The sequence below is a fragment of the Dorea acetigenes genome (genome assembly GCF_025567385.1).
Classification (GTDB): domain Bacteria; phylum Bacillota; class Clostridia; order Lachnospirales; family Lachnospiraceae; genus Claveliimonas; species Claveliimonas acetigenes.
On the sequence record NZ_JAOQJU010000003.1, the window covers coordinates 183,896 to 208,871 of the forward strand.

Here is a 24,976-nt window from a genome sequence, read left to right on the forward strand (position 1 = left end):
ATGCCCCTGTTTTTCACACTAAAATGCAACAATCTTCGCTTTATGCCTGATTTTAGGCAAGAACTTATTCAGCAAATCCGCCGTCTTCATTTTTAAATGAGACGTATTAATTCCCGGATTGCATCCAAACCACTCTTCATCTGCCACTTCTTTATCCATAATCAACTGCACATAATCATCTTCGTCATTTATCAGCCCCATCACGGACGCCGAACCAGGAAGAGCCTTTAAATATTTCTCCATATATTCCGCAGGGGCAAAAGAAAGATGAGACACACCTATTTTATTCCCCAGTTCTGTTGTATTTAAAGATTTCCCCGCAGGCATTACCACCAGGAAAAAGCTTGTTTTCTTCTTATTACATAAAAAAATGCTCTTCCGGATCTCTGTCCCCAGCGCTTTATCTACCTCAATGCATTCTTCCATCGTCTCAACTACATCATTCGTCACACACTCATAAGGGATTTTAAGCTTATCCAACAGCCCATAAACGCTTTTTGCCGTCGGATTCTCCAGATTCTCCGGTGCCGTATTGCTTTTCTCACTAATATAAACCATAGCCCACTCAACTCCTCTTTCTATTTTGATAGTATTTTAACAATTTCTTTTCCTCTTGTAAACAAAATTTTAGCTCGTTCGATTCTTTTTCTTCTCGAACGAGCTATTCGTCAAATTCCAGTAATTTCATTTTCTACACCTTCGACTTTCTTAGATTATGAGTAGTGGATTAAGTTTTTGTTGGTCCGTACCTCCTTTTTTAGATTTTAGATTAGGTTTTTTTATAAAAAGTGAAAACTCTGTTTTCTTTTGTTGAGTATATAATAGCATAAACCTCGTTTTTTGTCAATTAGTTTTTTGATTTTATTTTAATATTCTAAATTTTCAGTCAATTTTGGGTAAAGAAAAAAAGCGGGTGATGGGAATCGAACCCACGTATCCAGCTTGGAAGGCTGGTGTTCTACCATTGAACTACACCCGCGTCATCTCTGACACGCCTAATACTTTATCATAGATTTCCGCAGATTGCAAGCACTTTTTTAAAAAAGCCCGAAGCCAGACAGCTTTTCTATAGAGCTCTCCGCACTCCGGGCTATATTATTTCAATTTATATAAAGAGGTGCCGTTATCCCTCGATGGCAATGCATTTCTTATCTTCAACCGCTGATTTCTTTGTCTCTGCCTTCGGAATACTCAGTTTCAATACTCCGCTCTCATACTTCGCATGAATATCTTCCTGCTTTACATCCTCGCCGACATAGAAAGATCTGCTCATGCTGCCTGCGTAACGCTCCCGGCGGACAAATTTTCCTGTTTTCTTTTCCTTCTCGTCCTTGTCAAGTCCCTTTGCTGCGCTGATTACCAGATAACCGGCTTTCAGCTCCAGGGAAAGTTCATCTTTCTGAAAGCCCGGCAGGTCAATATCCACTTCATAGTGGTCATCATGCTCCTGCACATCGGTCTTCATCATATTCGCCGCATGGCGTCCATATAATTTGCGTTCTGCTTTCCGCATCTCTTTGTTGTCAAAGGACGGAAAATCAAAAAAGTCATCAAAGAAATCGTCAAATAAGTTCTCTCCAAAAATACTAGGTGTCATCATAAGTCATCGCTCCTTTTCCTAATTAAAAACATCTTGTTAACTGGAACTGGGGATGATTGGGAAGAAAACGGAACCTTTCTGCCGGTTCCTTTCTTTCCTTCTCCTTTGTTCTGCATGTGTTATAACACATATTTTAGCACTCGTCAAGCGAAAGCGCTAATAATTTTGTGAATTTTCTGTGAAGCTTATTTTCTTTGATTATAGCAGAAATAAAGGGAAAACCTACTACTACTTTTTAGGAAACAAAGTTACCATCTTTCATTCGGAATGACACGTCAGCCATCTCTGCCACCTCCATATCATGCGTCACGAGAATAACGCAGTATCCTTTCTTATGAGCAAGCTCGCAGAGTATATCCATAATATTCTGCGTATTTTCCCCGTCAAGATTCCCCGTCGGCTCATCCCCCAGAATAATTTTCGCGTTAGATGCAAGGCTCCTGGCAATAGCTACCCGCTGACGTTCTCCTCCCGACAGCTTTGACGGGAAGCGTTTCATCTGTTCCTCCCGGATACCCACAGCTTCCAGCAATTTGGCCGCCCGCGGCCTGGCGTCTTTGGGAGTTATGCCACACAACTCCATAGGAAAACAGACATTTTCCATAACAGTCAGAAGCGGAAACAGATGAAATACCTGAAAAATCATAGAAATACTTTCCCGCCGGTACCGGTCAAGATTCAACTCTGCCAGGCTGTCCCCCTGAAATCTGATGGTTCCCTCTGTCGGCAGATCCAATCCCGCAAGCAAAGACAGGAACGTAGATTTTCCCGAACCGGAAGCTCCCACAACTGCATAAACTTTCCCCTCCTCAAACTCGCAGGAGATTCCTGACACTGCCGCCCTCTGCGCATTCTTATACCTATACGTTACATTTTCCAGACTCAAAACCGCCATACTTCTCCCTCCAACCTTCTTATTCCTTTATCTGCAACAGCTCCAGACACTTTCGTCCGGTCACCTGTATTGCCGCCAGTACTGCTCCGCAGACGCATCCTGAGAAATACAGCGCCAAACAGCGTGCCAGCGTTTCAATGCTTCTTGTAAACAATGTCTTTCCAAATAGGGCCAGACCAAGCGTGACAAGCGCAATCGCCGCAGCACACAGCAACACTTGTCCAAAAATCAACATGCAGCGGGCACGCTTCTTTGTAACGCCAAGAATCCGCAGACATGCCGCTTCCCGCGCAGACTGCATGATTACCAGCCCTGATCCCAGCAGCCCGATAACCAGCGCCACAACCATAGCAATTGGAAACAGCTCATCTATCAGTGTACAGATCCGCCGCGCACCCTCCACCGACTCCGAATCAATGTGAAAAGATGCCAACGGCGCATATCTTACATTCCGGCTTTTTTCTTCTTCCAACAATCTATTTAACTCTTTAAGTTTCCCATTGTCCGCCGCAGTAAATTCACAGTACCCAATCTGAAAGGGCTGGCCATAAAGTTCCTCTGCCGCATCATTTACCACCGAAAAAACACCTGCTGCCACCGCTTCCTTCTCCGTATGCAAAATCCCCACCACCTTGTAGGCTTTCCCGGCCTGTTCCACCGCAGACAGGAAATCTTCCTCTTCTTTATAAAACTGAAAATCCGCGTCTTCCCGCAGACGCTCCATAAAAGAATACAGGTCATCTGATAACAGCGTTATCTCATCTCCCGGGTGGACGCCCAGCATCTCAGCAAGCGTCTCTCCCATCAGGCAAACCGCTCCTGTGCGTTCAAAAACAGAAGCATCATATCCGTCCGCCCAGGTAACCGTGTAATCATCTTCCAGATAGCGCCCGAAATCATTGGTAAATGTAATAGGACTTAAAATGCCGGATTGATTTACACGCACATTAAAATTAGAAGTATAGTAATAAAAATCCTTAACCAGATCCGCTTTTGATAATTCCGTAACAGATGATGAGGAAAAACCTGCCGCCACGCCCTTTACGGCAAGTCCCCGGTATGCGTCCCTGTATGCAAGTTCTGTCAGGATTAACGCTCCCATCCCGGCAGTCAACACAACCGTAAGTACAAGCGACACTGCAGTTGTCCCCATCCCACGCCGCATACGGCGCAGAATGTAACCCCACGTCTGACGCAGCGCATTGTATTTCCCATGGACAGGCGGCTGGCCATCCTCAACGCCGGATAATTTTACAATAGCAGGCCTGACAAGAACCCCGGATCTAATATCCGTCTCCGGTTCTGCGGTTTTAAAAAATTTTCTATTTCTTCCTGCACGCCCGTTACTCTCCTGCTGCAGTTCCAGCGGAGATGTTTTCTTCATTTTCCACAAAGATAATCCCAGAAAAGACAACGTAAATACCATCTCTGCAATCAGGCAGAAGATTACCACACCATTCGGAAGTCCTGCATTCAGAACATAGGCAAATCCTTCCGGAGCGCTGTCAACCGACATTTTTGCAAGCGTTTTTTCCACCGTATAAGACGCATAAAAAAGGCCTGCTATACCGCCGGCAGCCATTGCAAATACCGCCAGGATACAAAATGGAAATGCAAGCGTACTCCCTGCTTTTCCCGCAGGCGTTCCTAACATCCGCATAACAGCATAGGTATTCTTATTTCCATTGATAAAAAGGTACACCGCGAGCAGCAGCGCAAGCGCCGCTCCAATCACATACAATATGACTGCAAGAAATGATGCCAGCGGCCCTGTCCCAAAGCTGTCATTCCTTTCAGACCAGCCTCCGTCCGAGAAACGCAGTCCCACGCCCATTTCTGCCGCCAATGGTTCGGCGGCCTCCCGGAAAGCTTTTACATCTCCGGGATTCTCGATAAAGACGCTGAAATCTCCCATTGTGATTTTATAGTCTTCGGGTACATCGACCGGCAACAGAGTGGATGGCACAAAAATTGTGGCCGGTCCGTAACTCCATTCTGCATTATTGTTATAATACCGTTCCTGCCCGCTATCAGTAAAACGGTATGCGCCAATGATTTCCAGTTCTTCAGAAGCAATAAAAGCAGATAAATTTTCATAGCTTATTTCTCGGGCGCCTCCTGTTCCCAGCCGCTCCATCAATCGGTCCCCCAGCTTTATACGGAACGTATCTCCCACTGCCAGACCATATGTTTCCAGAAATTGTTCGCTTACAACGCAGACCTTTGTCTCCCTGTCTGCTGCTGTCAGCGGACGCCCTTCTGCGATAACCAGCCTGTGTTCATTTACATAAGGAATTGCACGCATGTCCGAAGTATACACGATATCATATGACTGATTGCTTTGATTTATTACTTCAATTTTCTCCTTACACCAGGAAAATCCCTCTGTATCCAGATATGCTTCTTCCAGCTCATCTATTGCATACAGACTTTCTTCCGGGGAATACTCATACAGATTCAACTCAAAGGCCGTTCCGGTCTTTTCACTGTATCTGCCAATCACAAGAAACCGTCTTCCCGCCTCCAGATTTTCAAAAAACGCACGGGAATAAGACTTATAATAGTCCACAAAATCTTCGTCAATCAGTATCCGCATCGGCTGACGGGTATCCGGCTCAATCTCACCGGCATATACGGTAACATCCTCAAATTTTAAATAGATTCTGAGACAGGATTCATCCCCGTATTCTTCCAGACCTTCATAAGTTCCCTCTGCCACAAACTCCCCTTCTTCGGAAGGGCTATCCATATCTATGATGCGCTTATAATCCTCTGCCAGACCTTCCGTCGTATATCTCGTATCTGCCAGAGTAACACCGGGCAGCGATGAGAACTCTTCTATCTGCTCCTCAGAAGGCCATGGTTTGGGCTCCACGTAATAATCGGCAATAGGCGGAACACTGGTATCTAATGCGGCAACACCACTATAAAAGCTCTCTGCTTTCTCTGTCTCCCGGCTGGTAACGGCATACTCCGTAACACGTGACAGGAAAGCAAAAGAAGCAAAAGCTATCAGCAAAAAAGTCAGTCCTGCTTTCAAAGGCGCCCGCAAAAACATTTTCCATGCAACAGATTTTCTCATACTTCCCCTCCAATCCCTTAAAACTCATTGAAATGTACATAATAGGTACCGTCAATACATTCCATACGATACCCTGACGCCGCCGGGTTCCGGTCATCTGCCGCAGCTTCTTCGGGCATTTCATAATCCGGGCGAACGGCAAAGGAATAGGATGCCGCCGTCAGTAAGACAAATATAAGGAGCCATCCTCCTGCAAACAGCCCATTTTTTCTTCCATTCCCACAGCCGGATGATACAATCTGAAACCGCTCAACAATTTTCGCCCCGCCACTTCCGGAAACCAGCGTCGCCGCTCCGCAAAAAAGCCTTTCTTCTTTCTTCGCCTCTGCATTTTTCAACATAGCAACAATTGTAGCCAAATACTCTGCCTTGTCCCGATTTCCCATATGAGCGGTTACATCTAAATCACATTTTATCTCCAAAAGCTGTTCCATATCTTTCTTTAAGAAATAAATCACGGGATTCCACCAAAAGATACACCAATAAATATACATAAATATTTTCACCGTCAAATCTCTGTTTTGAAAATGCGTATATTCATGGCGCAGAATATAATACAGCTCTGAATCGCTGTATTCCTTCTCAGGCAAAAGGATACATCGCCTGAAAATTCCCGCACCCATCGGAATCTGAATATACCGGCTTTGCCGAATTTCAACCTTAACCTGTCGTTTACATGTATTCAGCACCCGGTTGAACACTCGCCTGCACTGTTCGCTTTCACATACGCTGCATGTCGAAAATATTTTCAGCATCCTTCGATATTGAACGGCAAAGCGCAGAAGCAGAACTACCGCCACTGCCGCCCAGACCGTAAGCAGAACCGTCACGACCGTTATCTGCACTGCTCCTGTTTTATTTGCATAAATATCATCAAAAACCTCCGGAGAGTATATGACTCTGGTAAATGAAAATTCGCAGGGAAGAATCATCCGCAAAACAGGAAACAGATACAAACACAGTAAATTCGTAATTCCCAATTGCCGGATAAGGAAGGGATTTTTCCGGCAGAAATGATTGAAAACGACCAGTGCGCCGCTCCATATCACGGACATAAACAAAGAAAAAAGTGTAATCTGCATATTATTTTTCCCCCGACCCTTTTCCCTTTAGCTCTTCTATAATATCCTCCAACTGTTTCACAACATCTTCTCCATCTGCTCCATCCATCTCATGCACCATAGCCACTGTAACCGCCGCAATAGCGCTCTTCTCAATTCCCTTCGACATAACAAGCTTTGCCGCGTACTCTTCTTTGGTAACCGCCGGAATGAACTGTCTTGCATATTGCGTTCCGCACTGCACAGTACCACATATTTTAATCATGTCCTTCTTCAGCAGCGAACGCAGCATCTTATGAATATAATTCCCATTCCAGGAGCGTTCAGCGGAAAGTTCCAATATCTCAACACTCGTCAACGGCTCTTTCTTCTCCCAGAATATCTCCATCAAATCTTCCTCACTATTCGTCAAATGCTTTTCCTTTTGAAACATCATAACCACCTCTCAGACATTCTTTCAGTTTACTATTAACCTTTTTGGTTATTACCAGAATACACGACCTATTATTAAATGTCAATCCATTTTAATAAAAACCTTATGATTAACTTTTAGTGAGAAAATGAGATAAAAATGAGACATTGAGACGCGAATGAGACATTTACAAGTTGACACTTTCGATTATTTCCGGTTACATGAAAAAAAGCAAAAAATAGCGCAAACCCTTGCAAATGCTGAGTTTACGCTATCTAAACCAACTGAGCGTGCGGGGATTCGAACCCCGGACAACTTGATTAAAAGTCAAGTGCTCTACCACCTGAGCTACACGCCCATACTTATAAACTGGGCTAGTTGGATTCGAACCAACGAATGCAGGAGTCAAAGTCCTGTGCCTTACCGCTTGGCGATAGCCCATTAGAAATCAAAGGGTGGGTAGTGGGACTCGAACCCACGATATCCGGAACCACAATCCGACGCGCTAACCAACTGCACCATACCCACCATATTCTATCTTGTCCATCTGCCGGGCCTCTGCGGCCGCTTAGGCTATGGGACTGACCCGCTCACCAAGTCTGACCTTCACACTTATGTGTACGTGTCAACGAGCCTGGGGGGATTCGAACCCTCGACCTACGGCTTAGAAGGCCGTTGCTCTATCCAGCTGAGCTACAGACTCACAATTCTCAAAACCTGTTCAGGCTTTAAGAAAGCGGGTGATGGGAATCGAACCCACGTATCTAGCTTGGAAGGCTAGTGTTCTACCATTGAACTACACCCGCATAAATATCGGGGTGACAGGATTTGAACCTGCGACCTCCTGGTCCCAAACCAGGCGCTCTAGCCAAGCTGAGCCACACCCCGACGTTATTCACTTATGCCGTTCTCGCGACACAAGAGTTATTATATATGATGTTCGCAAGCTTGTCAACATCTTTTTTTATTTTTCACAGAATAATTGTAGCAGTCCGGCCCGCGCCATTCGCAAGACGCATATACGATACTTCTCCGCTGCTATGCAGCTATTTTTGCTCATGAAATGGCACTCCACTCAAAAGCCCCACTATGAGCAAGCTCACGTGGGTTCAGACCTTTTGACCCTGGCATCATAATTATTCTACCCTCATCATTCGATAGCCCACTCCAATATGCGTCTGAATATACTGCGGTGAATTTGGCTGGTTTTCAATTTTTTTGCGAAGCGCCGCCATATAAACACGAAGTGAAGCAATATCATTCTCCCAGCTGCTTCCCCAAATATTCTGCGTGATATAGGTATGCGTTAAGACTTTGCCGACATTTTTAGCGAGAAGGCAAAGCAATTTATATTCAATCGGCGTCAAGTGCAATTCTTCTTCATTTAAATAGGCACAGCCGGCGGCATAATCCACGCGGAGTTTTCCATTGGTAAAAACGGCAGACTCAGCAGGAAATTCCTTTTGCATCATCAAAAGACGTCTTTGCGTAACCCGAAGCCTTGCGAGTAATTCCTCGACCGAAAATGGCTTTGTCAAATAATCGTCTGCACCGGCATCAAGAGCGTCGATTTTATCAGTGTCCTCACTGCGGGCACTTATAACAATGATCGGCATATTCGACCAGGTGCGGATTTTTTCTATTACTTCAACGCCATCTATATCCGGCAGCCCCAAATCCAGCAAAACAATATCCGGATTGTGGGAAGACGCTTCTAACACCGCCGCCTGACCGGTAGGAGCTGTGAGATACCGATAGTCATGTGCCTTTAATGTTGTCGTGATTAGATTTCTTACAGAAGCATCGTCTTCTACAACTAATATAAGTAATTTATTCATAAACCTTGACCTCCCCTATAGGTAATGTAAATGTAAATACTGTTCCATGCGGCAGATTATCTGAAACTGTAATTTCTCCGCCGTGAGCATTAATGATAGATTTGCACAGTGACAATCCAAGCCCCAGACTGCGTCGGCTGTCCACAATTTGATTCGCGCCGCTGTAAAACATGTCAAATACCCGCGGCTTCATTTCATCTGGTATACCGCCGCCGTCATCTGCTACAGAGACTACCGCCTTACCGCCATGTTTCTCTGTCTTAATTTTAATATGAGAGTTTTTAGGCGTATATTTAACGGCGTTGTCCACCAAATTGATAATTACCTGCACGATAAGCTTCGCATCCATTTTTGCAAGAAGAAACTCGTCCTCATTTTCAACGGTAATATGATGCTCCACGCTTTTGCGGTTAATATGATGAAGCGCTTCTGTAATCACATCATCTAGCAAGTCTTCGGATATATGAAGATTCAGCCTGCCTTCCTCAATCCGGGTAACGGCAAGCAAGTTTTCCACAAGGCCTATCAGCCACATGGAATCATCATAAATATCGGTATAAAGCCGTTTTTTTGTATCCTCATCAAAGGAATCACCATTCGATAACAGATTGCTTGCATTTCCGGAAATTGACGTCAACGGGGTCCTCAGATCGTGAGAGATAGCCCGAAGCAGATTTGCTCGAAGCTGCTCGTTTTTCGCCAGAACTGCAGCTTCTTCTTTCTCACGGGCATTTTTTTCATTTTCCAAAGCCAACGCACACTCTCCGATAATGGACAGCAAAATACTGTTCTCAAATGGATCGAGAGGTTCTTCCCCCATAACAATTCCAATAACGCCATATACCACGTTGTTGACGCGGACGGCAAGATACAGACATTTTGCGCTGGAAAGCGTTTCGGTCGTAGCCCCGGCGCGCTTATTATTTTTGAACACCCAGTCGGCAACCGCCTTTTCATTATCAGAAGTATATAGTTCTAAATTTTCATTGGCCGCCGGAAAAATATGCGGCTCTTCCAGTTTTTCCATATCAGCCAAATAAAAAACAATATCTTTCCCCAATAATTTTATCAACTGATTGGAAGTTACAGATATAATTTCCTTTCTGTCTTTTGATTGCTGCAATAGCTGATTGGTGTCAAATAGTACTTTTGTGCGATATGCCGATCTTGCCGACTGCTTCGCCTGATTTTTGAGCCGTATAGCAAGGGAGCCTGTCAAAAAAGCTGCCAAAAACATAATAAGAAAGGTTACCGGATAGCCTTGATCATACGCCTGTAATGTAAATTTGGGATCAGTGAACAGAAAGTTAAAAACCAAAACACTGACAATGGAAGAAATAAGGCCGTAAATTTGATGCTTCGTAATAACCGCGGTAATAAGCACGCCAAGAACATAAACGGTAATTATGTTCGCTTCGGCAAATCCAAGATTATGAAAAACGGTTCCAATCAAACTGGAAACAAGCAAAATCGCAATACACTTTAATATATCCGCAGCAGAAAAAATGATAGGATTCCTTTTCTTCCCTTTCTTTAGCCGGTAAACGGCCGCATTGGAAACCGTATCGGGAATAATGTGTACATCCAGATTCGGTGCATTCGCAATCAGTCTCTCCGTCAAAGTCGGTTTGCTGAACAAATGCCGCTTTACCCCGAAGCTTCTCCCGATTACAACTTTAGAGACGCCGGAAAGTCTTGCAAATTCCGCAATCTGAAAAGGGACGTCCTCACCGTAAACCGTCTCAATTTGAGCGCCAAGCTGTTCAGCAAGGCGCATATTCGCGCGCAGGCGTTTCACATTTTCCTCATTCATTTCAGAAAAATCCGGCGTTTCCACAAACAGCGCTGTGAAAGTTCCTTTGAACGCAGCAGCCATTCTTGCGGCAGTGCGGATAATTTTCGCATTAGAAGGAGAAGACGAAAGACAGACCAATATATGTTCATCCGTATGATAATCTCCGTGGCGTTTCACCCGCGTGTTCTCCGTCAGAATATTCACTCTATCTGCACACCGGCGCAGTGCAATTTCCCGAAGAGCCGTCAGGTTTTCTACGGTAAAAAAGTTCTCTACTGCTTGTTTTGCCTGTGCTTCCCTATAGACATTTCCTGCATTAAGGCGATCTATAAGCTCCTGCGGCTCAATATCTACCAGTTCAACCTGATCGGCGTTATCAAATAAAGAGTCAGGGATTCGTTCCCTCACAAAAACTTCTGTAATGGACGCAACTACATCGCACAGGCTTTCAATGTGCTGTACATTTACGGTTGTATAAACATCTATACCGGCGTTCAAAAGCTCCTTAATATCCTGGTACCGCTTTGTGTGGCGGCACCCCTGTGCATTTGTATGGGCAAGCTCGTCCACAAGCATAAGCTGCGGTTTTCTTTTCAGCGCCGCATCAATATCAAATTCGCGCAGTGTAATTCCATTATATTCGATTTCCTTTACGGGAAGAAGTTCCAAACCATTCAAAAGCGCTGCTGTTTTAGGGCGTGCGTGCGGCTCAATATAACCGGCCACCACATCTGCCCCCTGATTTTTTGCTATATGAGCCGCTTTCAGCATGGCATAAGTTTTCCCTACGCCGGCCGCATACCCAAAAAAGATTTTCAAATGTCCCCTGGTTTGATTTTCTTCTTCAACCCGGATTACTTTTAACAGCTCATCCGGATTTAATCTGGATTCGCTCATACACTCACCTCCCAGTCCTTCACGTTCTTTCATCTGCAAATCATTTTGAACAAGAAAACAATCCAGCTTTCTCATAATAAAGTAACCCAAAATAAATATAAATACAACTGCGCAAATTAAAATAAATTCTTCCATACCGCCGATTTCCTTCACAAATTAAATATGAAAACATTTTTGAATGCTCTTGATATCTCCGAGAACAAGCATCGTATCATCCTTCGGCAAAGGAGTCTCCGGGCTGATTCTCAAATTCATCACACCGTTATGTTTCAGCGCCATAATATTAATATTATATTTCTTCCGTATGTCTAATTGACCGATTGTTTTTCCGGTCCACCCAATTGGCACAGACATTTCAAAAATAGCGTGTTCTTCGTCTAACTCTATGTAATCAAGGATATGGTCGGCGCTATAACGAATTGCCGTCCAGTCTGCAAGCTGCCGTTCCGGATAGACAACCTCGTCAGCGCCGTTTCGCAAAAGAAATTTAGCGTGAACATCTCTGGCGGCACGGGACACCACCATTTTGGCTCCAAGTTCTTTTAGAAGCGAAGTGGTTTCTAACGAATTTTGAAAATTATCTCCAATTGCTACGATACATACATCAAAATTCCGAACGCCAAGCGAACTTAAAAAATCCTCGTTTGTTGCGTCTCCGATCTGCGCATTTGTCACAAACGGAAGAACAGCCTCCACACGCCGTTCTTCTTTATCTACCGCCATCACCTGATGATGCCGTTCGTCCAGCTTCATAGCAATATGTCTTCCAAACCTTCCAAGACCTATCAGTAAAATAGATTTCATCATTTTTCTCCTTTACCCTACTGTTATTTTTTCCTGCGGATATTTAGAGCCGTTTGATGCTTTCTCGGAGATTGCGGCGAATATCAATGTCAAACCGCCGACCCTGCCAAAAAACATCAGGCAAATTAAAATCATATGAGAGACTATGCCAAGTTCCGGTGTGATTCCAAGCGATAATCCAACCGTGCCGATTGCAGATGCTGTTTCAAATAAAGCTGTTATTAACGGGATATTTTCTATCCCGCTAATAATCATACCTCCGGCAAGAAACAAAGTAATATACATTAAAAAAATCGTAGCTGCATTTCTTATCGTATTGTCAGGAATCCTCCTCTTAAAAAAGTGGGCATGTTCTTTCTTTCGGAACACAGATAATGCGCAGGAAACGAGGACGGCAAGCGTCGTCGTTTTCATGCCTCCTGCGGTAGAACCGGGGGAACCGCCCGTCAGCATAAGAATTATAATAAGCATCTGCCCAACCTCACTAACCCTCGTCAAATCCGCCGTATTAAAGCCGGCGGTTCTCGGTGTAACCGATTGAAACAGTGCGGTCCATACTCTCTCAGCAAACGGCATTTGCGAAAACTCAAAAAAATAAAAATAAATTGCGGGCAAAAGTATAAGAGTGCCGGTTACTGTAAGAATGACTTTGCTTTGCATACGGTACTTTTTAAAATGCCACGTATTGTTCTTTATGTCCTCCCAAGTAAGAAAGCCTATGCCCCCGATAATAATCAGCGCCATAATCGTAATATTTACAACCGGCTGCACAGAGTAAGAAGTCAATGAGGAAAACGGCTGTTTTACACCTATTAAATCAAACCCCGCATTACAAAATGCAGAAACCGAGTGAAACAGTGCATACCAGATCCCTTTAAAAATTCCAAAATCCCTGCAAAAAACAGGCGCTAAAACAGCCGTCCCGATTAACTCAACAGAAATGGCTGTTTTTAAGATAAACTTCGTTCTCCTCACAATACCGCCAACATTAGGCGCTGCAATCGCCTCCTGCATTGTACTTCGCTGCATCAGGCCTATTTTGCGTCCCGAAACCGCCGCAATCGAAACGGCAATTGTAACAATCCCCATTCCTCCGATCTGAATCAGCAGCAAGATGATACCCTGCCCGAACATAGACCAATAGGTTGCTGTATCGTGAATAACCAACCCGGTTACGCAGACTGCAGAGGTTGCAGTGAACAGCGCATCGGAAAACGAAGCGCCCTTGCCGCTTCGGGCGGCAATCGGCAGCATGAGCATCAGACTTCCGATCAAGATAACAGATAAGAACCCCAAAATAATAATCTGAAAGGATGTAATATGATAATGCTTTGATTTTTTTCTTTTCTGCATAACTTATATATCCCCGTTATCTTAATTGCTTTTTATACTTCCTTTATTCTATCTTTATTGATATTAAATTCGTATAAATAACCCTGCTGCCGAATTAAAATTCTATAAAATACCATCCAGCATCAAATTAACTTTTAGGACATTTACAGTTTCTTCCCCAAAGATGCCCAAAAATCTGCCATCCGTACATTCATCAATTATTTTCTCCACCTCATCCTCCGTCATATGATTAGCTTTTGCAATTCTGGCCGTCTGATACTTGGCAGCAGCGGGAGAAATATGCGGATCAAGTCCGCTGCCGGAACAAGTGACAAGATCAACGGGAATTGCGGTTTCATCCATCTCCGGGTTTGCTTTGCGCAGTTTTTCTACTCGCTCTGCAACCAGCGCTTTGTATTCTTCACTTGCAGGACTTAAATTTGACGGCGACGCATACATGAGCGTTTTTCCTTTTTCATCCTTATAGGTTGAAACGTCAATATTCATAATTCGTCCCCACATATGCGCGTCATCCGTATATTGCTGTCCTAAAAGCTCGCAGCCATATTTTTTCCCGTCAACCTCAATGATACTGCCATTTGCCTTATCCGGGAAAACAAGCCGGGCTATCCCCGTTACAACGCCTGTATAAACAATACCGCAAATCACAGTAAAAATCAGAAAAATAGCAGCCGCTTCCGGTAATGTATTTTTTAATGTTTTCATCGCCCATACCTCCTTAGACCAATCCTAAAACGACTAATAACATATCAATCAGTTTCACAAAGATAAACGGAGCCGCAAGTCCGCCCAAACCATAAATCAGCAAATTACGTGACAACAGTTTCCCTGCCGGGACCTCTCTGTATTTTACGCCCTTCAGCGCCAGGGGAATCAATGCAATGATAATCAACGCATTATAAATAATCGCGGAAAGCACGGCGCTTTGCGGAGAATACAGTCTCATAATATTGAGCGCGGAAAGCCCCGGATACAATCCCATAAACAGCGCAGGTATAATAGCAAAATACTTTGCCACATCGTTTGCAATTGAAAAAGTAGTCAAACTTCCTCTTGTCATCAAAAGCTGTTTCCCAATACGGACAATATCAATCAGTTTTGTAGGAGACGAATCCAAATCCACCATATTCCCCGCTTCCTTTGCCGCTTGCGTCCCGGTATTCATTGCCACCGCCACATCAGCCTGTGCAAGAGCCGGGGCATCGTTTGTTCCGTCGCCCGTCATTGCTACCAAATGCCCTTTCGCCTGAAAATCACGGATCATTTGCAGTTTCCCCTCCGGGGTTGCTTCTGCAAGGAAGTCATCTACACCTGCTTCAGCGGCAATCGCTGCGGCCGTCATCGGATTATCACCTGTAATCATAATGGTTTTGATACCCATTTTACGAAGATCAGCAAATTTCTCTTGAACCCCCTGTTTAATAATATCTTTTAAATGAATTACTCCAAGTATTTTATGATTTTTAGCAACAACCAGGGGTGTTCCTCCTTGCTTGGCTATATCCTGCACGATGCGGCTGCATTCTTTAGAATAAATACCGCCCGCCTGGGTGACATACGCCTGCATTGCCTCAGCAGCGCCCTTCCGGATTTCATTGCCGTCAAAATTAACACCGCTCATCCGTGTCTTTGCCGAAAAAGGGATAAATGTCATATCCTTGTCCGCCAGTTTTCTTCCTCTTATACCATATTTATCTTTTGCAAGAATCACAACACTTCTGCCTTCCGGCGTTTCGTCTGCAAGGCTGGAAAGCTGCGCGGCATCGGCAAGCTCTTCTTCGCTTGTACCGTCTACCGGAATCAATGCGTGAGCCTGTCGGTTGCCAAGGGTGATTGTTCCCGTCTTATCGAGCATCAATATATCCACATCTCCGGCAGCTTCAATCGCTCTTCCGCTCATAGCCAACACATTTGCCTGGTTCAGCCTCGACATACCGGCAATACCGATTGCCGAAAGCAGCGCGCCGATGGTAGTGGGGGCAAGACAAACCAGTAAGGCTATCAGCGTTGTAATAGAAGTGGGATTTTCTATTCCCGCCTGCTTTGCCGAAAATACGGAATAGGTATAGAGCGCCATTGTAACAAGGATAAAGATTATGGAAAGCGCAACAAGAAAAATCTGCAAAGCAATTTCATTGGGCGTCTTTTTTCTTGCCGCACCCTCAACCATCGCAATCATTTTATCAAGAAAGCTTTCTCCTGCTTCGCTGGTAATCCGCAGCACAATCCAATCAGACAATACGGTAGTTCCTCCTGTTACGGCGCTTCTGTCGCCGCCTGCTTCACGAATGACGGGAGCAGATTCACCGGTAATCGCACTTTCATCTACTGACGCAGCACCTTCAATCACTTCACCGTCACCAGGGATCTGTTCTCCCGCTTTCACGATAACAATGTCACCCTTTTTCAACGCTGCAGAAGATACATCTGTAATCTGCTCTTTTCTGTCAACAGAAGGAATTTTATGCGCCTCTACATCTTTTTTAGAAGCTCTTAAAGAATCCGCCTGCGCTTTGCCTCTGCCTTCCGCGATAGCTTCCGCAAAATTTGCAAATATGCAGGTAAACCACAAAATTACCGCAATTGCCAGCGTATATCCGCTGGAAGTATCCTTGAAGCCGAACAGAGAAAGAATCCATAATCCGGTTGTCAAAATCGCGGATATATACACCAAGAACATAACAGGATTCTGCACTTGCGTTTTCGGGCTCAGTTTAATAAATGAATCTTTTATTGCTCTGCCAATCATTTTTCTATCAGCAAAAGCGCTTTTTGTTGACTGTGCCATGTCACTACCTCCTTACACAATACTTTGGAAAAATTCTGCAATCGGCCCCAGTGCCAGCGCCGGGAAAAAGCTGAGCGCGCCAACAAGCAGAACAATAAAAATCAGTAAAAACACAAACATTGCATTGGTAGTAGAAAGCGTACCGGCTGTTGTTGCAATCTTTTTCTTTCCGGCAAGACTTCCTGCTACTGCCAATGTCCCTATAATAGGAAGAAATCGTGCAAATAGCATGACAAGCCCAAGGGAAATATTCAAAAATACCGTGTTTGCATTAAATCCGGCAAATGCTGAACCGTTGTTGCCTCCGCAGGAAGAATACGCATAAAGTAATTCTGAAAACCCGCGCGCTCCTCCATTATTAAGACTGTCCGCAACGCTTGGAACAATAGCTGCTATACCGCTTCCCACAAGAATGGCAACGGGTGTCGCAAGGCATACAGCAACGGCCCATTTCATTTCATACGGTTCTATTTTCTTGCCTAAAAACTCCGGCGTTCTTCCCACCATCAATCCGGCAATAAATACCGTTAAAATGGCAAAAGCAAGCATGCCATACAGTCCACAGCCGACGCCGCCGAAAATCACCTCTCCCAATTGCATAAGAAGCATTGTAATCATACCGCCAAGCGGCGTATAGCTGTCATGCATAGAATTAACAGAGCCGTTGGAAGCTGCTGTGGTAAATACCGCCCATGTGGAAGATGCAGCAATACCGAAACGTGTTTCTTTTCCTTCCATATTTCCGCCCGCCTGACCGTCCATAGAAATATCTACGGAGCCGTCTTGTGCAAGCTGCGGCGTGGCAAGCTGCTCATTAACAGCAACCACGGCAAGCGCCGCCACAAGGCAAATAAACATTGCCATAAAAATTGCTCTGCCTTGTTTTTTGTTTTTTACCGCGCTTCCGAAGGTAAAACAGAGCGCGGCAGGTATCAAAAGCAGTGAAATCATCTCAATAATGTTTGTAAACGCATTCGGATTTTCCAACGGATGCGCTGAATTGACACCATTAAATCCGCCACCGTTTGTACCTGTCTGCTTAATGGCAACTTGACTGGCGGCCGGTCCCATCGGGACAAATTGTTCTGTCACGATTTCTGCATCCTCAATCACCTGTCCATCCACGGTAACGGTTTCTGTTTCAGGGTCGATTTCTGCATTTTCAAGGATTGTGCCATCAGCGCTCACTGCAATCGGTTCTACAAGAGATACCGTTTCAGCGCCCTTCAGATTTTGAATCACACCGCCGCCGACTAACAACAACGAAATTACCAAATTAAGCGGAATAAGGATATGAATTACGATCCTTGTCATGTCTACCCAAAAACTTCCCAGGCCGTCACTTTTTACTTTGATAAGTCCCCTAATCAGCGCAAATAGAACAGCAATACCCGTTGCTGCTGAAACAAAATTTTGTACCGTCAGCCCAAGCGCCTGTGTCAAATAACTCAATGTGGATTCACCGCTGTATGCCTGCCAATTCGTATTCGTCACAAAACTGACGGCGGTATTAAAAGACAAATCCCATTTAACTCCCGGCAATCCTTGTGGATTTCCGGGTAGAACACCTTGTAAAAGCTGAAGTAAAAACAAGAACAAAAGTCCGACACCCGAAAAAGCAAGAACAGAAACCGTATACTTTTTCCAATTCATCTGTTCCTCTTTATTTACTCTCAGCACCTTATATACTGCATTTTCGCAGGGTGTAAGGATTTTTGATAAAAAAGTTTTTTCGCCGTTCATTACTTTTTTGATATATGCCCCCAGCGGAATTGCAAGGGCAACAAGAACGGCAAGATACAATATGTACTGAATTACTGTGCTCATCACTTAAAATCTCCTCATCTTTTTTTTTGCATTTTATTATCTTCTGTATTAAAACGGGATTACCAAGCCGCGTTCGAAATTAAAGTTTTATAAAAGCTTACAACCATCCAAAAACCCACGCCATCGGCACCGCAATAAGCATCGTTGAAACAACAACAGCAATTAAAATAAAAAGCGGCACTCCGATAAACATGACAAAAACCGCCAGGTATGGGTGGCGCAATGCGAAACGCTCCGCATAGCGGTCAAATTTATTTTCAAAATTATGAATAGAATCCCATATCGCTGCCATAACACATTCCTCCTTACGCTGATACAATAGCATGAAGGAAATTAAAACGGGAAAAGGGCAGTGAATATGCGATTAAGATTTAATTAACTTTTTCGCAGCAAAAAAGCAGCGAAACCACAAACTCACTGTGACTCCACTGCTTCTGCGTTATATTTTGTTATATTCTGATATGACAAATCGGCGCCGCCTTATTTCTACCTTTAATACCACCTCCGCATAGGCAAATCGTTATTAATTCCATTTGTAAAAATAATCTGATGCAGATCAATAATCCCATTATGGAAGGTTGCTGCACAGGCACACAAATACAAATCCCACATCCGCACAAACCGTTCATCAAACATTTCCCGTACTTCGTCTATATGTTCTTTGAAATTCTTTTCCCAGCACAGCAATGTCCGATTATAATGCAGACGCAGATCTTCCACATCAATCGTATGGAAATCATTTTCTGCAGCCTGATAAATCATTTCCCGTAAACTCGGTACTGTTCCACCCGGAAAGATATATTTTTTAATCCATGGATCTCCCGCATGTTCTTTTAAGCCGCTGATAAAGTGCAGCAAAAACACTCCGCCTGGTTTCAGAACATTTTTCACACATTTCATAAAAAGCGGATAATTTTCTCTTCCAACGTGTTCCACCATACCTACGCTGACAATCCGGTCAAACTGATATCTGCTTTTGGGCAGATCCCGATAATCCAATATTTCAGCTTTTACAAGACCTTCCAGATGTTCCATTTCTATTCTTCTCTGAAATTCTTTATACTGTTCTTTGCTTAATGTAATTCCTGTTCCATGCACTCCGTATTTTTTTGCTGCTTCAATTAAAAGATAACCCCATCCGCATCCAATATCCAGAAGCGTCATTCCTTCTTTCAAACACAGTTTCTTCAATATATAATCTATTTTATTTACCTGCGCCTGATAGAGTGTATCGTCATCATGCAGAAAATATCCACAAGAGTAGCTCAATGTTTCATCCAGCCACAACTTGTAAAAATCATTGCCTATATCATAATGACTCCGCACCTCCTTTTTCTGATTTTTCTTTGCGGTTGAACTGTACATAATCTTTTTCAGTAAGGATTCATCGGTAGAAAACTTGCCCATCTGCCCCAAAAAGTGATCCAATGCAAAATATAAATCACCCTCTATTTCCAGATCTCCGTCCATATAGGCTTCCCCCAGGGCAAGGGATGTACTTGTAGTCAGGGCTGACAATGGAATATCCTTATGAAAGATTACCGTAAACATTGGTTCCCCAGAGCCAATGAGGTACTCTTTTCCATTTATCCTCACAGCAAAGGGATACTCATCAAACTTTTCCAAAAATGAAACTAACACGTTCTTTGTCATTGCTTATATACTCCTTAATCAAATCTTCTCTTTTTTCTCCAAATTCCGTATGTCTCTGCGAATCCTTCTCTGCACACCGTTATTTTCTTTGTTATTCGTTTCAAGGTTATGAAGCCTGTCCTTTAATAACTGAATTTTTTCCTGATTGTTCATTATCTTTCCTCCTTTTGCTTATTCCAATTCAAATGCACCAGTATAAAGTTGGTAATACTGTCTTGTTTGCCATTTTTTCTCCCGCGCCGTATCAATTAGATCATTTTCCGCTGATTTAATTTGGTGTAATAACGATCAACGTATGCTGCATAAATAATACCGCCAATAATATATGCTATTGCTGTAAGCGCAAATCCGGTGGATAAGCCGATACTTTCCTGAAATATTCCCATTACAAATGAACCGATACCAATACCAATATCATAAGAAAGCAAATAAGTAGCATTTGCTGTACCTCGTTTTGGCGCCGGTGTTGTTCCGGTTACAAATGACTGAAATAAAGGCTGAAGAATACCATAACCAAGGCCTAATAAAAATCCGGCTAAAAGCAAATGAACACCATTATTCATAAAGAAATAACTTGTCATTGTGAAAAATAAAATCACTAAGCTTACTACAACAAGTACTTTATGCTTACCGGCATCAATCATCTTCTGTGTTGAAAACTTGGAGATTAACATTCCTGCTACCAGGAATATATAGAAATAAGGAATTACCGAAGACAATCCTTTTTCCTGTGCAAAAATTGATGAATATGCAATCACCGCTCCAAATGGGATCATGATAAACATCATGTTGAACATAAACGGTAATGCCGGTTTATAAAACGCGTCTGCCAGAACAAATTTCTTACGTTCTACCTTTGGATATTCAATTTTACAGAACGATACACAAATCAGAGCAATTACTGTTAAAACAAATAAAACAACAAAAGATGCTTTACTACTCAAATGGTTCTGCACCTGGATACCGATAAACGGGCCAGCCGCCATCCCCAGTGAAATTGTAAGAGCAAATCGGTTTACACCTTTTCCTACCATGCTTGGCGGAAGTACGTCGCCAGCCAATGTTGTTGTTGCAGATCCGCAAACAGAATAAACAACACCCATATACAGGCGGAGCAATACCAGTACTCCATAAATGGGAAATGCTGCAAATCCTAAAAATGGCAGACAAAACAGAGCCAAAAACAGCATATAAACATGATACCGATTAAAATTATCCAGTATATAACCTGCAAATGGTCTGAATAATACAGTAGTTACTGACATTGCCGTTAAGACAATACCAATTTGGGAACCCGTGATCCCATTTTGCTGACAATAAATCGGCAAAATAGGTACAGAGGCATAAAAAGTAGCCATCATCAACAAGTTCGTAATGAACAGCAATATAAATTTTTTATTCCATATTTTTTCCATGTGCTTCCTCCCTTTTTCATCTTAATTTACAATTTATAAATATAACAGTTTGAGTTCGTTCTGTTAATTGAAAATAATTCATCATTGATAACCAGAGGTTATATATGTTATCATTCATAACAAGCCGTTATTAAAAGGAGGAAATGAAATGACTATAGATAATTTAAAGTGTTTTATTCTTGTTGCCGAAAATTTAAGTTTTGCAAGAGCCGCAGAAGCTCTGTATATTTCTCAGCCGGCCGTCACAAAACAAATCAATGCGCTGGAACACGAACTTGGCGTAACTCTTTTTATCCGCTCTACCCGTCACGTGGAACTTACGCCTTCCGGCATATCTTTTTATAAGGATGCCAAAGACATCGTCATGAAATCACAAGCTGCCATTTCCCGTGTGCAAAGGCAGTATGCCAATTCTGCGTCCATCCGGATCGGGATGAGTAATCCTGCTGCACTTTTTTACTTAGCGCCAATCCTGACAAAATTTCATTCTGCATATCCTGACATACGCCCGGACATCGAATGCCCGGGCTACAAAATTATTTTAAATCTTTTTCTGGAAAATAAAATAGATGTTCTTTTTTATTACAAAGAAAATATGCCGAAAAAATCCGGTATCAATTTTATAGAATTGCAAAAAGACAAGTTAATATGTCTGATGTCTGCCACACACCCTTTCGCCAAGAAAGACTCTATTGCCTTGAGTGATTTGGAGAACACGACGATTATCGCCTGTAATCCACTCAATGCACCGCTTTCGACTTCTGCCTTTCAGAAACAGTTGGCAGGACATCACTCTGCGGATAAGATTTTTTACTGCAATAGTCTCGAAATTGCACATTGTCTGGCCTCGTCAGGTTTTGGGATTGCAGTACTTCCTCAAATATTAACATTGAAGTCTCCAGAATACGTTGTTGTACCTCTTTCAGAAGATACGGAACTCTCATTCGGTATTTTCTACCACAAGCGGCATACTAATTCCGCATTAACCAAATTTTTAAAAATGTTTTCCACGTAAGAAAAGCATTTGAACTTAAAATTGATAAAAAGAACGCCCGCAGAGTCCTTCTGACGCCTGCGGGTGATTTTCCATAAACAGCCACAAGGACTGTCCCCGCCTTGCGGTAGGTTGCCATGAACGCCTGCACATCGGGATACCCGTCCTCTTTCAGAACATCGGGCAGTTTATTTTATCTTTTTTTATATAGCACAAATTCCGGGTTCAATCCATCCTTCTCATAAGTGCATACAAGCAGAAAATCCATATTTGCGATAACTCCAAAATATCTTTCACCGCCGAACTCGCTTTCAAGTTGATTTCCAAGATATGTCTTTGAGTCATCCAAAAATTTTACCAAATTGCCGTTTGGCAACATATACTCAAGATTTACATATTTTCCTACAAGAGCATTTAATTTTTTAACCTTTGGCAGCCCTTCTATATGAAGTTCGTTTATTTCCTTAATTAGTTGCTGCTTAAATTCTTCAAATTGACCATTGTCACTGAGTTCATCGTAACGCTTCCAGTAATCTAATTGGGGAAGCAAATCTCTCATATAAGAACGAACCTGCTCCTCAGTGAAATTTTCACTTACCATATTTTTAACACAGACTTCAATCAGGTCATCCATATCATTATAGGTATAAGTTCCGTCAGCATAGCACCACTTGCAATAGTCCTCGTTAAATGTGCCATCGTAATTACGACTTATGATTGCGTCATCATCAAGCGGCATTCCACAACACTGGCAGATAAGTTTTCTTGGTGTTCCTAAAAGCGTATTGATTGAAACATCAAAAAACTTAGAGAGCAGTTTTAAGGTTTCTGTATTTGGAATTGTTTCTCCGTTTTCCCAACGGGATACCGCTTGCCTCGTAACATAGAGCTTTTCAGCAAGTTCATCTTGTGACAACCCTTTTTTCGTTCGCAATTCAAGTATAACATCTTTCGTATCCATAAAAATCACCACCTTGTAAATATTATAGTATGCGTGCATTCTATAAACAAGCAACCCGCTGTTGCTGCTGTCTTTTGATATTGTCTGTTTTGCAGGTAGTATTCTTCCATTTCGCGACTGTACGCGCAACACCCACCCGCCGTTCTATAGGAGATAAGTCTGTAGAGATTTTGGCAGCCCCTACCGGCTCAGTCTTCTCTCCACCATTCGCACTTATCACGATATTCATGACCACTCGAATCATTATGAGCGCAGCACAATAAGCTGCACGATAAAACCACGGCCAGAACGGCCACGATCATTCTCCGCATCACTGCGACCTCCGTTCTTGCCAGCGATCTCCACGCTTCGCACGGATCTGTGAGTGACACGACTTGCACAGCGCGATCAGATTGCTCCGATTATGCGTGCCACCTTCACTCAGCGGAAGCTTATGATGAATCTCTTCTGTTGGAACCAGGACTCCCTTCGCATAGCACTGCTCACAAAACGGATGCTCTGCAGCATACTTGTCTCGGATCCTTTTCCATGCTCGGCCGTAACGCCGCTTGGTATCTTTATCTCTTCCGTACTTTTCATACTGACTATTCCTTAGCGCCGCGTGTTCGTCACAATACATAGTACCTGGCGGAATCAGCTTTCCACAGCCTGGATATTTGCACGGCACTCTGCTTTTATAAGGCATAACTCTTCCCACCTCCGGACATGATAAAAGCCACCGCAGATTCCTCCACGATGGCTCCGATCAATTCTTATTCTGTTCGCATTATAATAATATCATAAGAGCGGACTCTCATTCTATCACATCAACTCTCATCTTCATAAATCCTGCCGACTTCTTTCAAAGCCTTATCATGCAAACGGAAGGTGTGCTGAATACTGTAGCCCATACCTTATTAGTCCAAATAAGTCCACCAAAAGATATAAATTTGATGTCAAATTGATGTCAAACCTCTAATGAAAGTACCGCAAACCCTTGATTTTACTGGCTTTATTTGTCTAATGACTTCATCGTCGGGAAGAGCAAAAGCTAAACCGCTTCCTGTTTCTCCATTTTTATTTTTCCACATAGCATACTGTCCTTTCTTTTTGCATGATATTCTTTAAATAAGCATTGATTGCTTCTATATCAAAACATGGTATAAAATGCTTCTTCATATACTCCATATCCTGCATCGTTGCAATCCTGAATCCTCTGGCGGAGATTCTTCCCCGGACATCGTAAACGCCCCGATTAAAGGCACAGGCACAATGCTGCATTTGCCGATGGAATACAATATCAGAATCCGGTATATATTCATGTAAAGCCGATGTCAGCCAGTAGCATCCTCCATGTAAAAGTATGGAATATATATCTTTATGCGCAAAATATTGCTTTACAGCATTTATCAGCTTCTCATATATGGCTGTGTTTTTCATTTCTTCTCTGCTTTGCATACCACACCTCCTTTATCCTGTAATTCGCGAAGAGTTCTGATCTGGCGTTCAATTTTCCTGCGTACTCCATAATTATCCTTTCCATTTACAGTTAAACGATGGAGCCGGGTTTCCAGTTCTGCGATTTTTGCTTCGATAGTTGTCATGTAATTTACTTTCCTTTC

The 24,976-nt window shown here is 43.1% G+C and carries 22 protein-coding genes and 7 tRNA genes; 1 reads left to right on the plus strand and 28 read right to left on the minus strand.

The genetic code is table 11. From position 1 onward, the window contains the following. Window positions 1-18: 18 nt before the first annotated feature. The 24 genes from OCV99_RS05255 to OCV99_RS05370 all read right to left on the minus strand — a co-directional run bounded on the left by OCV99_RS05255 (window position 19) and on the right by OCV99_RS05370 (window position 21,420). Window positions 19-558 carry a prolyl-tRNA synthetase associated domain-containing protein gene (locus OCV99_RS05255; RefSeq protein ID WP_158368915.1) on the minus strand — a complete coding sequence of 180 codons (540 nt, stop codon included), beginning with the start codon at window positions 556-558 and terminating at the stop codon, window positions 19-21. A gap of 350 nt (window positions 559-908) precedes the next feature. Beyond that, window positions 909-979: transfer RNA gene (locus OCV99_RS05260), tRNA-Gly, on the minus strand. Between the two features lie 144 nt (window positions 980-1,123). Next, the gene (locus OCV99_RS05265; RefSeq protein ID WP_158368917.1) at window positions 1,124-1,600 is read right to left on the minus strand and encodes an Hsp20/alpha crystallin family protein; all 477 of its coding nucleotides are present in this window, start codon (window positions 1,598-1,600) and stop codon (window positions 1,124-1,126) included. A gap of 235 nt (window positions 1,601-1,835) precedes the next feature. Continuing rightward, a complete protein-coding gene (locus OCV99_RS05270; RefSeq protein WP_158368919.1) occupies window positions 1,836-2,495 on the minus strand; it encodes an ABC transporter ATP-binding protein in 660 nt (219 codons plus the stop codon). A 19-nt stretch (window positions 2,496-2,514) separates the two neighbouring features. Then, a complete protein-coding gene (locus OCV99_RS05275; RefSeq protein ID WP_158368921.1) occupies window positions 2,515-5,577 on the minus strand; it encodes an ABC transporter permease family protein in 3,063 nt (1,020 codons plus the stop codon). Window positions 5,578-5,594: 17 nt separating this feature from the next. After that, window positions 5,595-6,659 carry a M56 family metallopeptidase gene (locus tag OCV99_RS05280; protein WP_158368923.1) on the minus strand — a complete coding sequence of 355 codons (1,065 nt, stop codon included), beginning with the start codon at window positions 6,657-6,659 and terminating at the stop codon, window positions 5,595-5,597. Window position 6,660: 1 nt separating this feature from the next. Beyond that, window positions 6,661-7,074, minus strand: a complete 414-nt coding sequence (locus tag OCV99_RS05285) for a BlaI/MecI/CopY family transcriptional regulator (protein ID WP_158368925.1) — start codon at window positions 7,072-7,074, stop codon at window positions 6,661-6,663. A gap of 261 nt (window positions 7,075-7,335) precedes the next feature. Further along, window positions 7,336-7,408: transfer RNA gene (locus OCV99_RS05290), tRNA-Lys, on the minus strand. 11 nt (window positions 7,409-7,419) lie between these two features. Then, a tRNA-Gln gene (locus OCV99_RS05295) sits at window positions 7,420-7,491 on the minus strand. 13 nt (window positions 7,492-7,504) lie between these two features. Beyond that, window positions 7,505-7,578 (minus strand) — tRNA-His (locus OCV99_RS05300). A 101-nt stretch (window positions 7,579-7,679) separates the two neighbouring features. Beyond that, window positions 7,680-7,753, minus strand: a tRNA-Arg gene (locus OCV99_RS05305). 32 nt (window positions 7,754-7,785) lie between these two features. Next, window positions 7,786-7,856, minus strand: a tRNA-Gly gene (locus OCV99_RS05310). A gap of 7 nt (window positions 7,857-7,863) precedes the next feature. Further along, window positions 7,864-7,938, minus strand: a tRNA-Pro gene (locus OCV99_RS05315). A 248-nt stretch (window positions 7,939-8,186) separates the two neighbouring features. After that, the gene (locus OCV99_RS05320) at window positions 8,187-8,888 is read right to left on the minus strand and encodes a response regulator (protein WP_158368927.1); all 702 of its coding nucleotides are present in this window, start codon (window positions 8,886-8,888) and stop codon (window positions 8,187-8,189) included. Continuing rightward, complete coding sequence (locus tag OCV99_RS05325) at window positions 8,881-11,580, minus strand: ATP-binding protein (protein ID WP_158369002.1); 2,700 nt, start codon at window positions 11,578-11,580, stop codon at window positions 8,881-8,883. Before OCV99_RS05325 ends, OCV99_RS05320 begins: the two co-directional genes overlap by 8 nt. 156 nt (window positions 11,581-11,736) lie before the next feature. Further along, window positions 11,737-12,384: a potassium channel family protein gene (locus OCV99_RS05330; protein WP_158368929.1), complete on the minus strand. Its 648-nt coding sequence runs from the start codon at window positions 12,382-12,384 to the stop codon at window positions 11,737-11,739. Window positions 12,385-12,396: 12 nt separating this feature from the next. Then, complete coding sequence (locus OCV99_RS05335) at window positions 12,397-13,737, minus strand: TrkH family potassium uptake protein (RefSeq protein WP_158368931.1); 1,341 nt, start codon at window positions 13,735-13,737, stop codon at window positions 12,397-12,399. A 102-nt stretch (window positions 13,738-13,839) separates the two neighbouring features. After that, on the minus strand, window positions 13,840-14,442 hold the full coding sequence (kdpC, locus tag OCV99_RS05340; protein ID WP_158368933.1) for a potassium-transporting ATPase subunit KdpC: 603 nt from the start codon (window positions 14,440-14,442) through the stop codon (window positions 13,840-13,842). 13 nt (window positions 14,443-14,455) lie between these two features. Continuing rightward, a complete protein-coding gene (gene kdpB / locus OCV99_RS05345; protein ID WP_158368935.1) occupies window positions 14,456-16,525 on the minus strand; it encodes a potassium-transporting ATPase subunit KdpB in 2,070 nt (689 codons plus the stop codon). Between the two features lie 12 nt (window positions 16,526-16,537). Next, window positions 16,538-18,352: a potassium-transporting ATPase subunit KdpA gene (gene kdpA / locus OCV99_RS05350; RefSeq protein ID WP_158368937.1), complete on the minus strand. Its 1,815-nt coding sequence runs from the start codon at window positions 18,350-18,352 to the stop codon at window positions 16,538-16,540. A 97-nt stretch (window positions 18,353-18,449) separates the two neighbouring features. Beyond that, the gene (locus tag OCV99_RS05355) at window positions 18,450-18,644 is read right to left on the minus strand and encodes a hypothetical protein (RefSeq protein ID WP_158368939.1); all 195 of its coding nucleotides are present in this window, start codon (window positions 18,642-18,644) and stop codon (window positions 18,450-18,452) included. A 200-nt stretch (window positions 18,645-18,844) separates the two neighbouring features. Further along, window positions 18,845-20,005: a class I SAM-dependent methyltransferase gene (locus tag OCV99_RS05360; protein WP_158368941.1), complete on the minus strand. Its 1,161-nt coding sequence runs from the start codon at window positions 20,003-20,005 to the stop codon at window positions 18,845-18,847. Window positions 20,006-20,023: 18 nt separating this feature from the next. Next, on the minus strand, window positions 20,024-20,158 hold the full coding sequence (locus tag OCV99_RS05365; protein WP_262574957.1) for a hypothetical protein: 135 nt from the start codon (window positions 20,156-20,158) through the stop codon (window positions 20,024-20,026). A 95-nt stretch (window positions 20,159-20,253) separates the two neighbouring features. Beyond that, a complete protein-coding gene (locus OCV99_RS05370; protein ID WP_158368943.1) occupies window positions 20,254-21,420 on the minus strand; it encodes an MFS transporter in 1,167 nt (388 codons plus the stop codon). Between the two features lie 148 nt (window positions 21,421-21,568). Here OCV99_RS05370 and OCV99_RS05375 point away from each other — a divergent pair, with 148 nt between their 5' ends. After that, window positions 21,569-22,435 carry a LysR family transcriptional regulator gene (locus tag OCV99_RS05375; RefSeq protein WP_158368945.1) on the plus strand — a complete coding sequence of 289 codons (867 nt, stop codon included), beginning with the start codon at window positions 21,569-21,571 and terminating at the stop codon, window positions 22,433-22,435. Between the two features lie 172 nt (window positions 22,436-22,607). On the opposite strand, the gene OCV99_RS05380 is transcribed toward OCV99_RS05375, so the two are convergent. From OCV99_RS05380 to OCV99_RS05395, 4 genes are all read right to left on the minus strand, one after another. Then, a complete protein-coding gene (locus OCV99_RS05380) occupies window positions 22,608-23,375 on the minus strand; it encodes a zinc ribbon domain-containing protein (RefSeq protein WP_158368947.1) in 768 nt (255 codons plus the stop codon). Between the two features lie 310 nt (window positions 23,376-23,685). Further along, window positions 23,686-24,060, minus strand: a complete 375-nt coding sequence (locus OCV99_RS05385) for an HNH endonuclease (RefSeq protein ID WP_158368949.1) — start codon at window positions 24,058-24,060, stop codon at window positions 23,686-23,688. 371 nt (window positions 24,061-24,431) lie between these two features. Further along, complete coding sequence (locus OCV99_RS05390; RefSeq protein WP_158368951.1) at window positions 24,432-24,812, minus strand: hypothetical protein; 381 nt, start codon at window positions 24,810-24,812, stop codon at window positions 24,432-24,434. Continuing rightward, entirely contained in the window at window positions 24,791-24,958 is a 168-nt protein-coding gene (locus tag OCV99_RS05395) for a hypothetical protein (RefSeq protein ID WP_262574961.1), read from the minus strand. Before OCV99_RS05395 ends, OCV99_RS05390 begins: the two co-directional genes overlap by 22 nt. Window positions 24,959-24,976 lie beyond the last annotated feature (18 nt).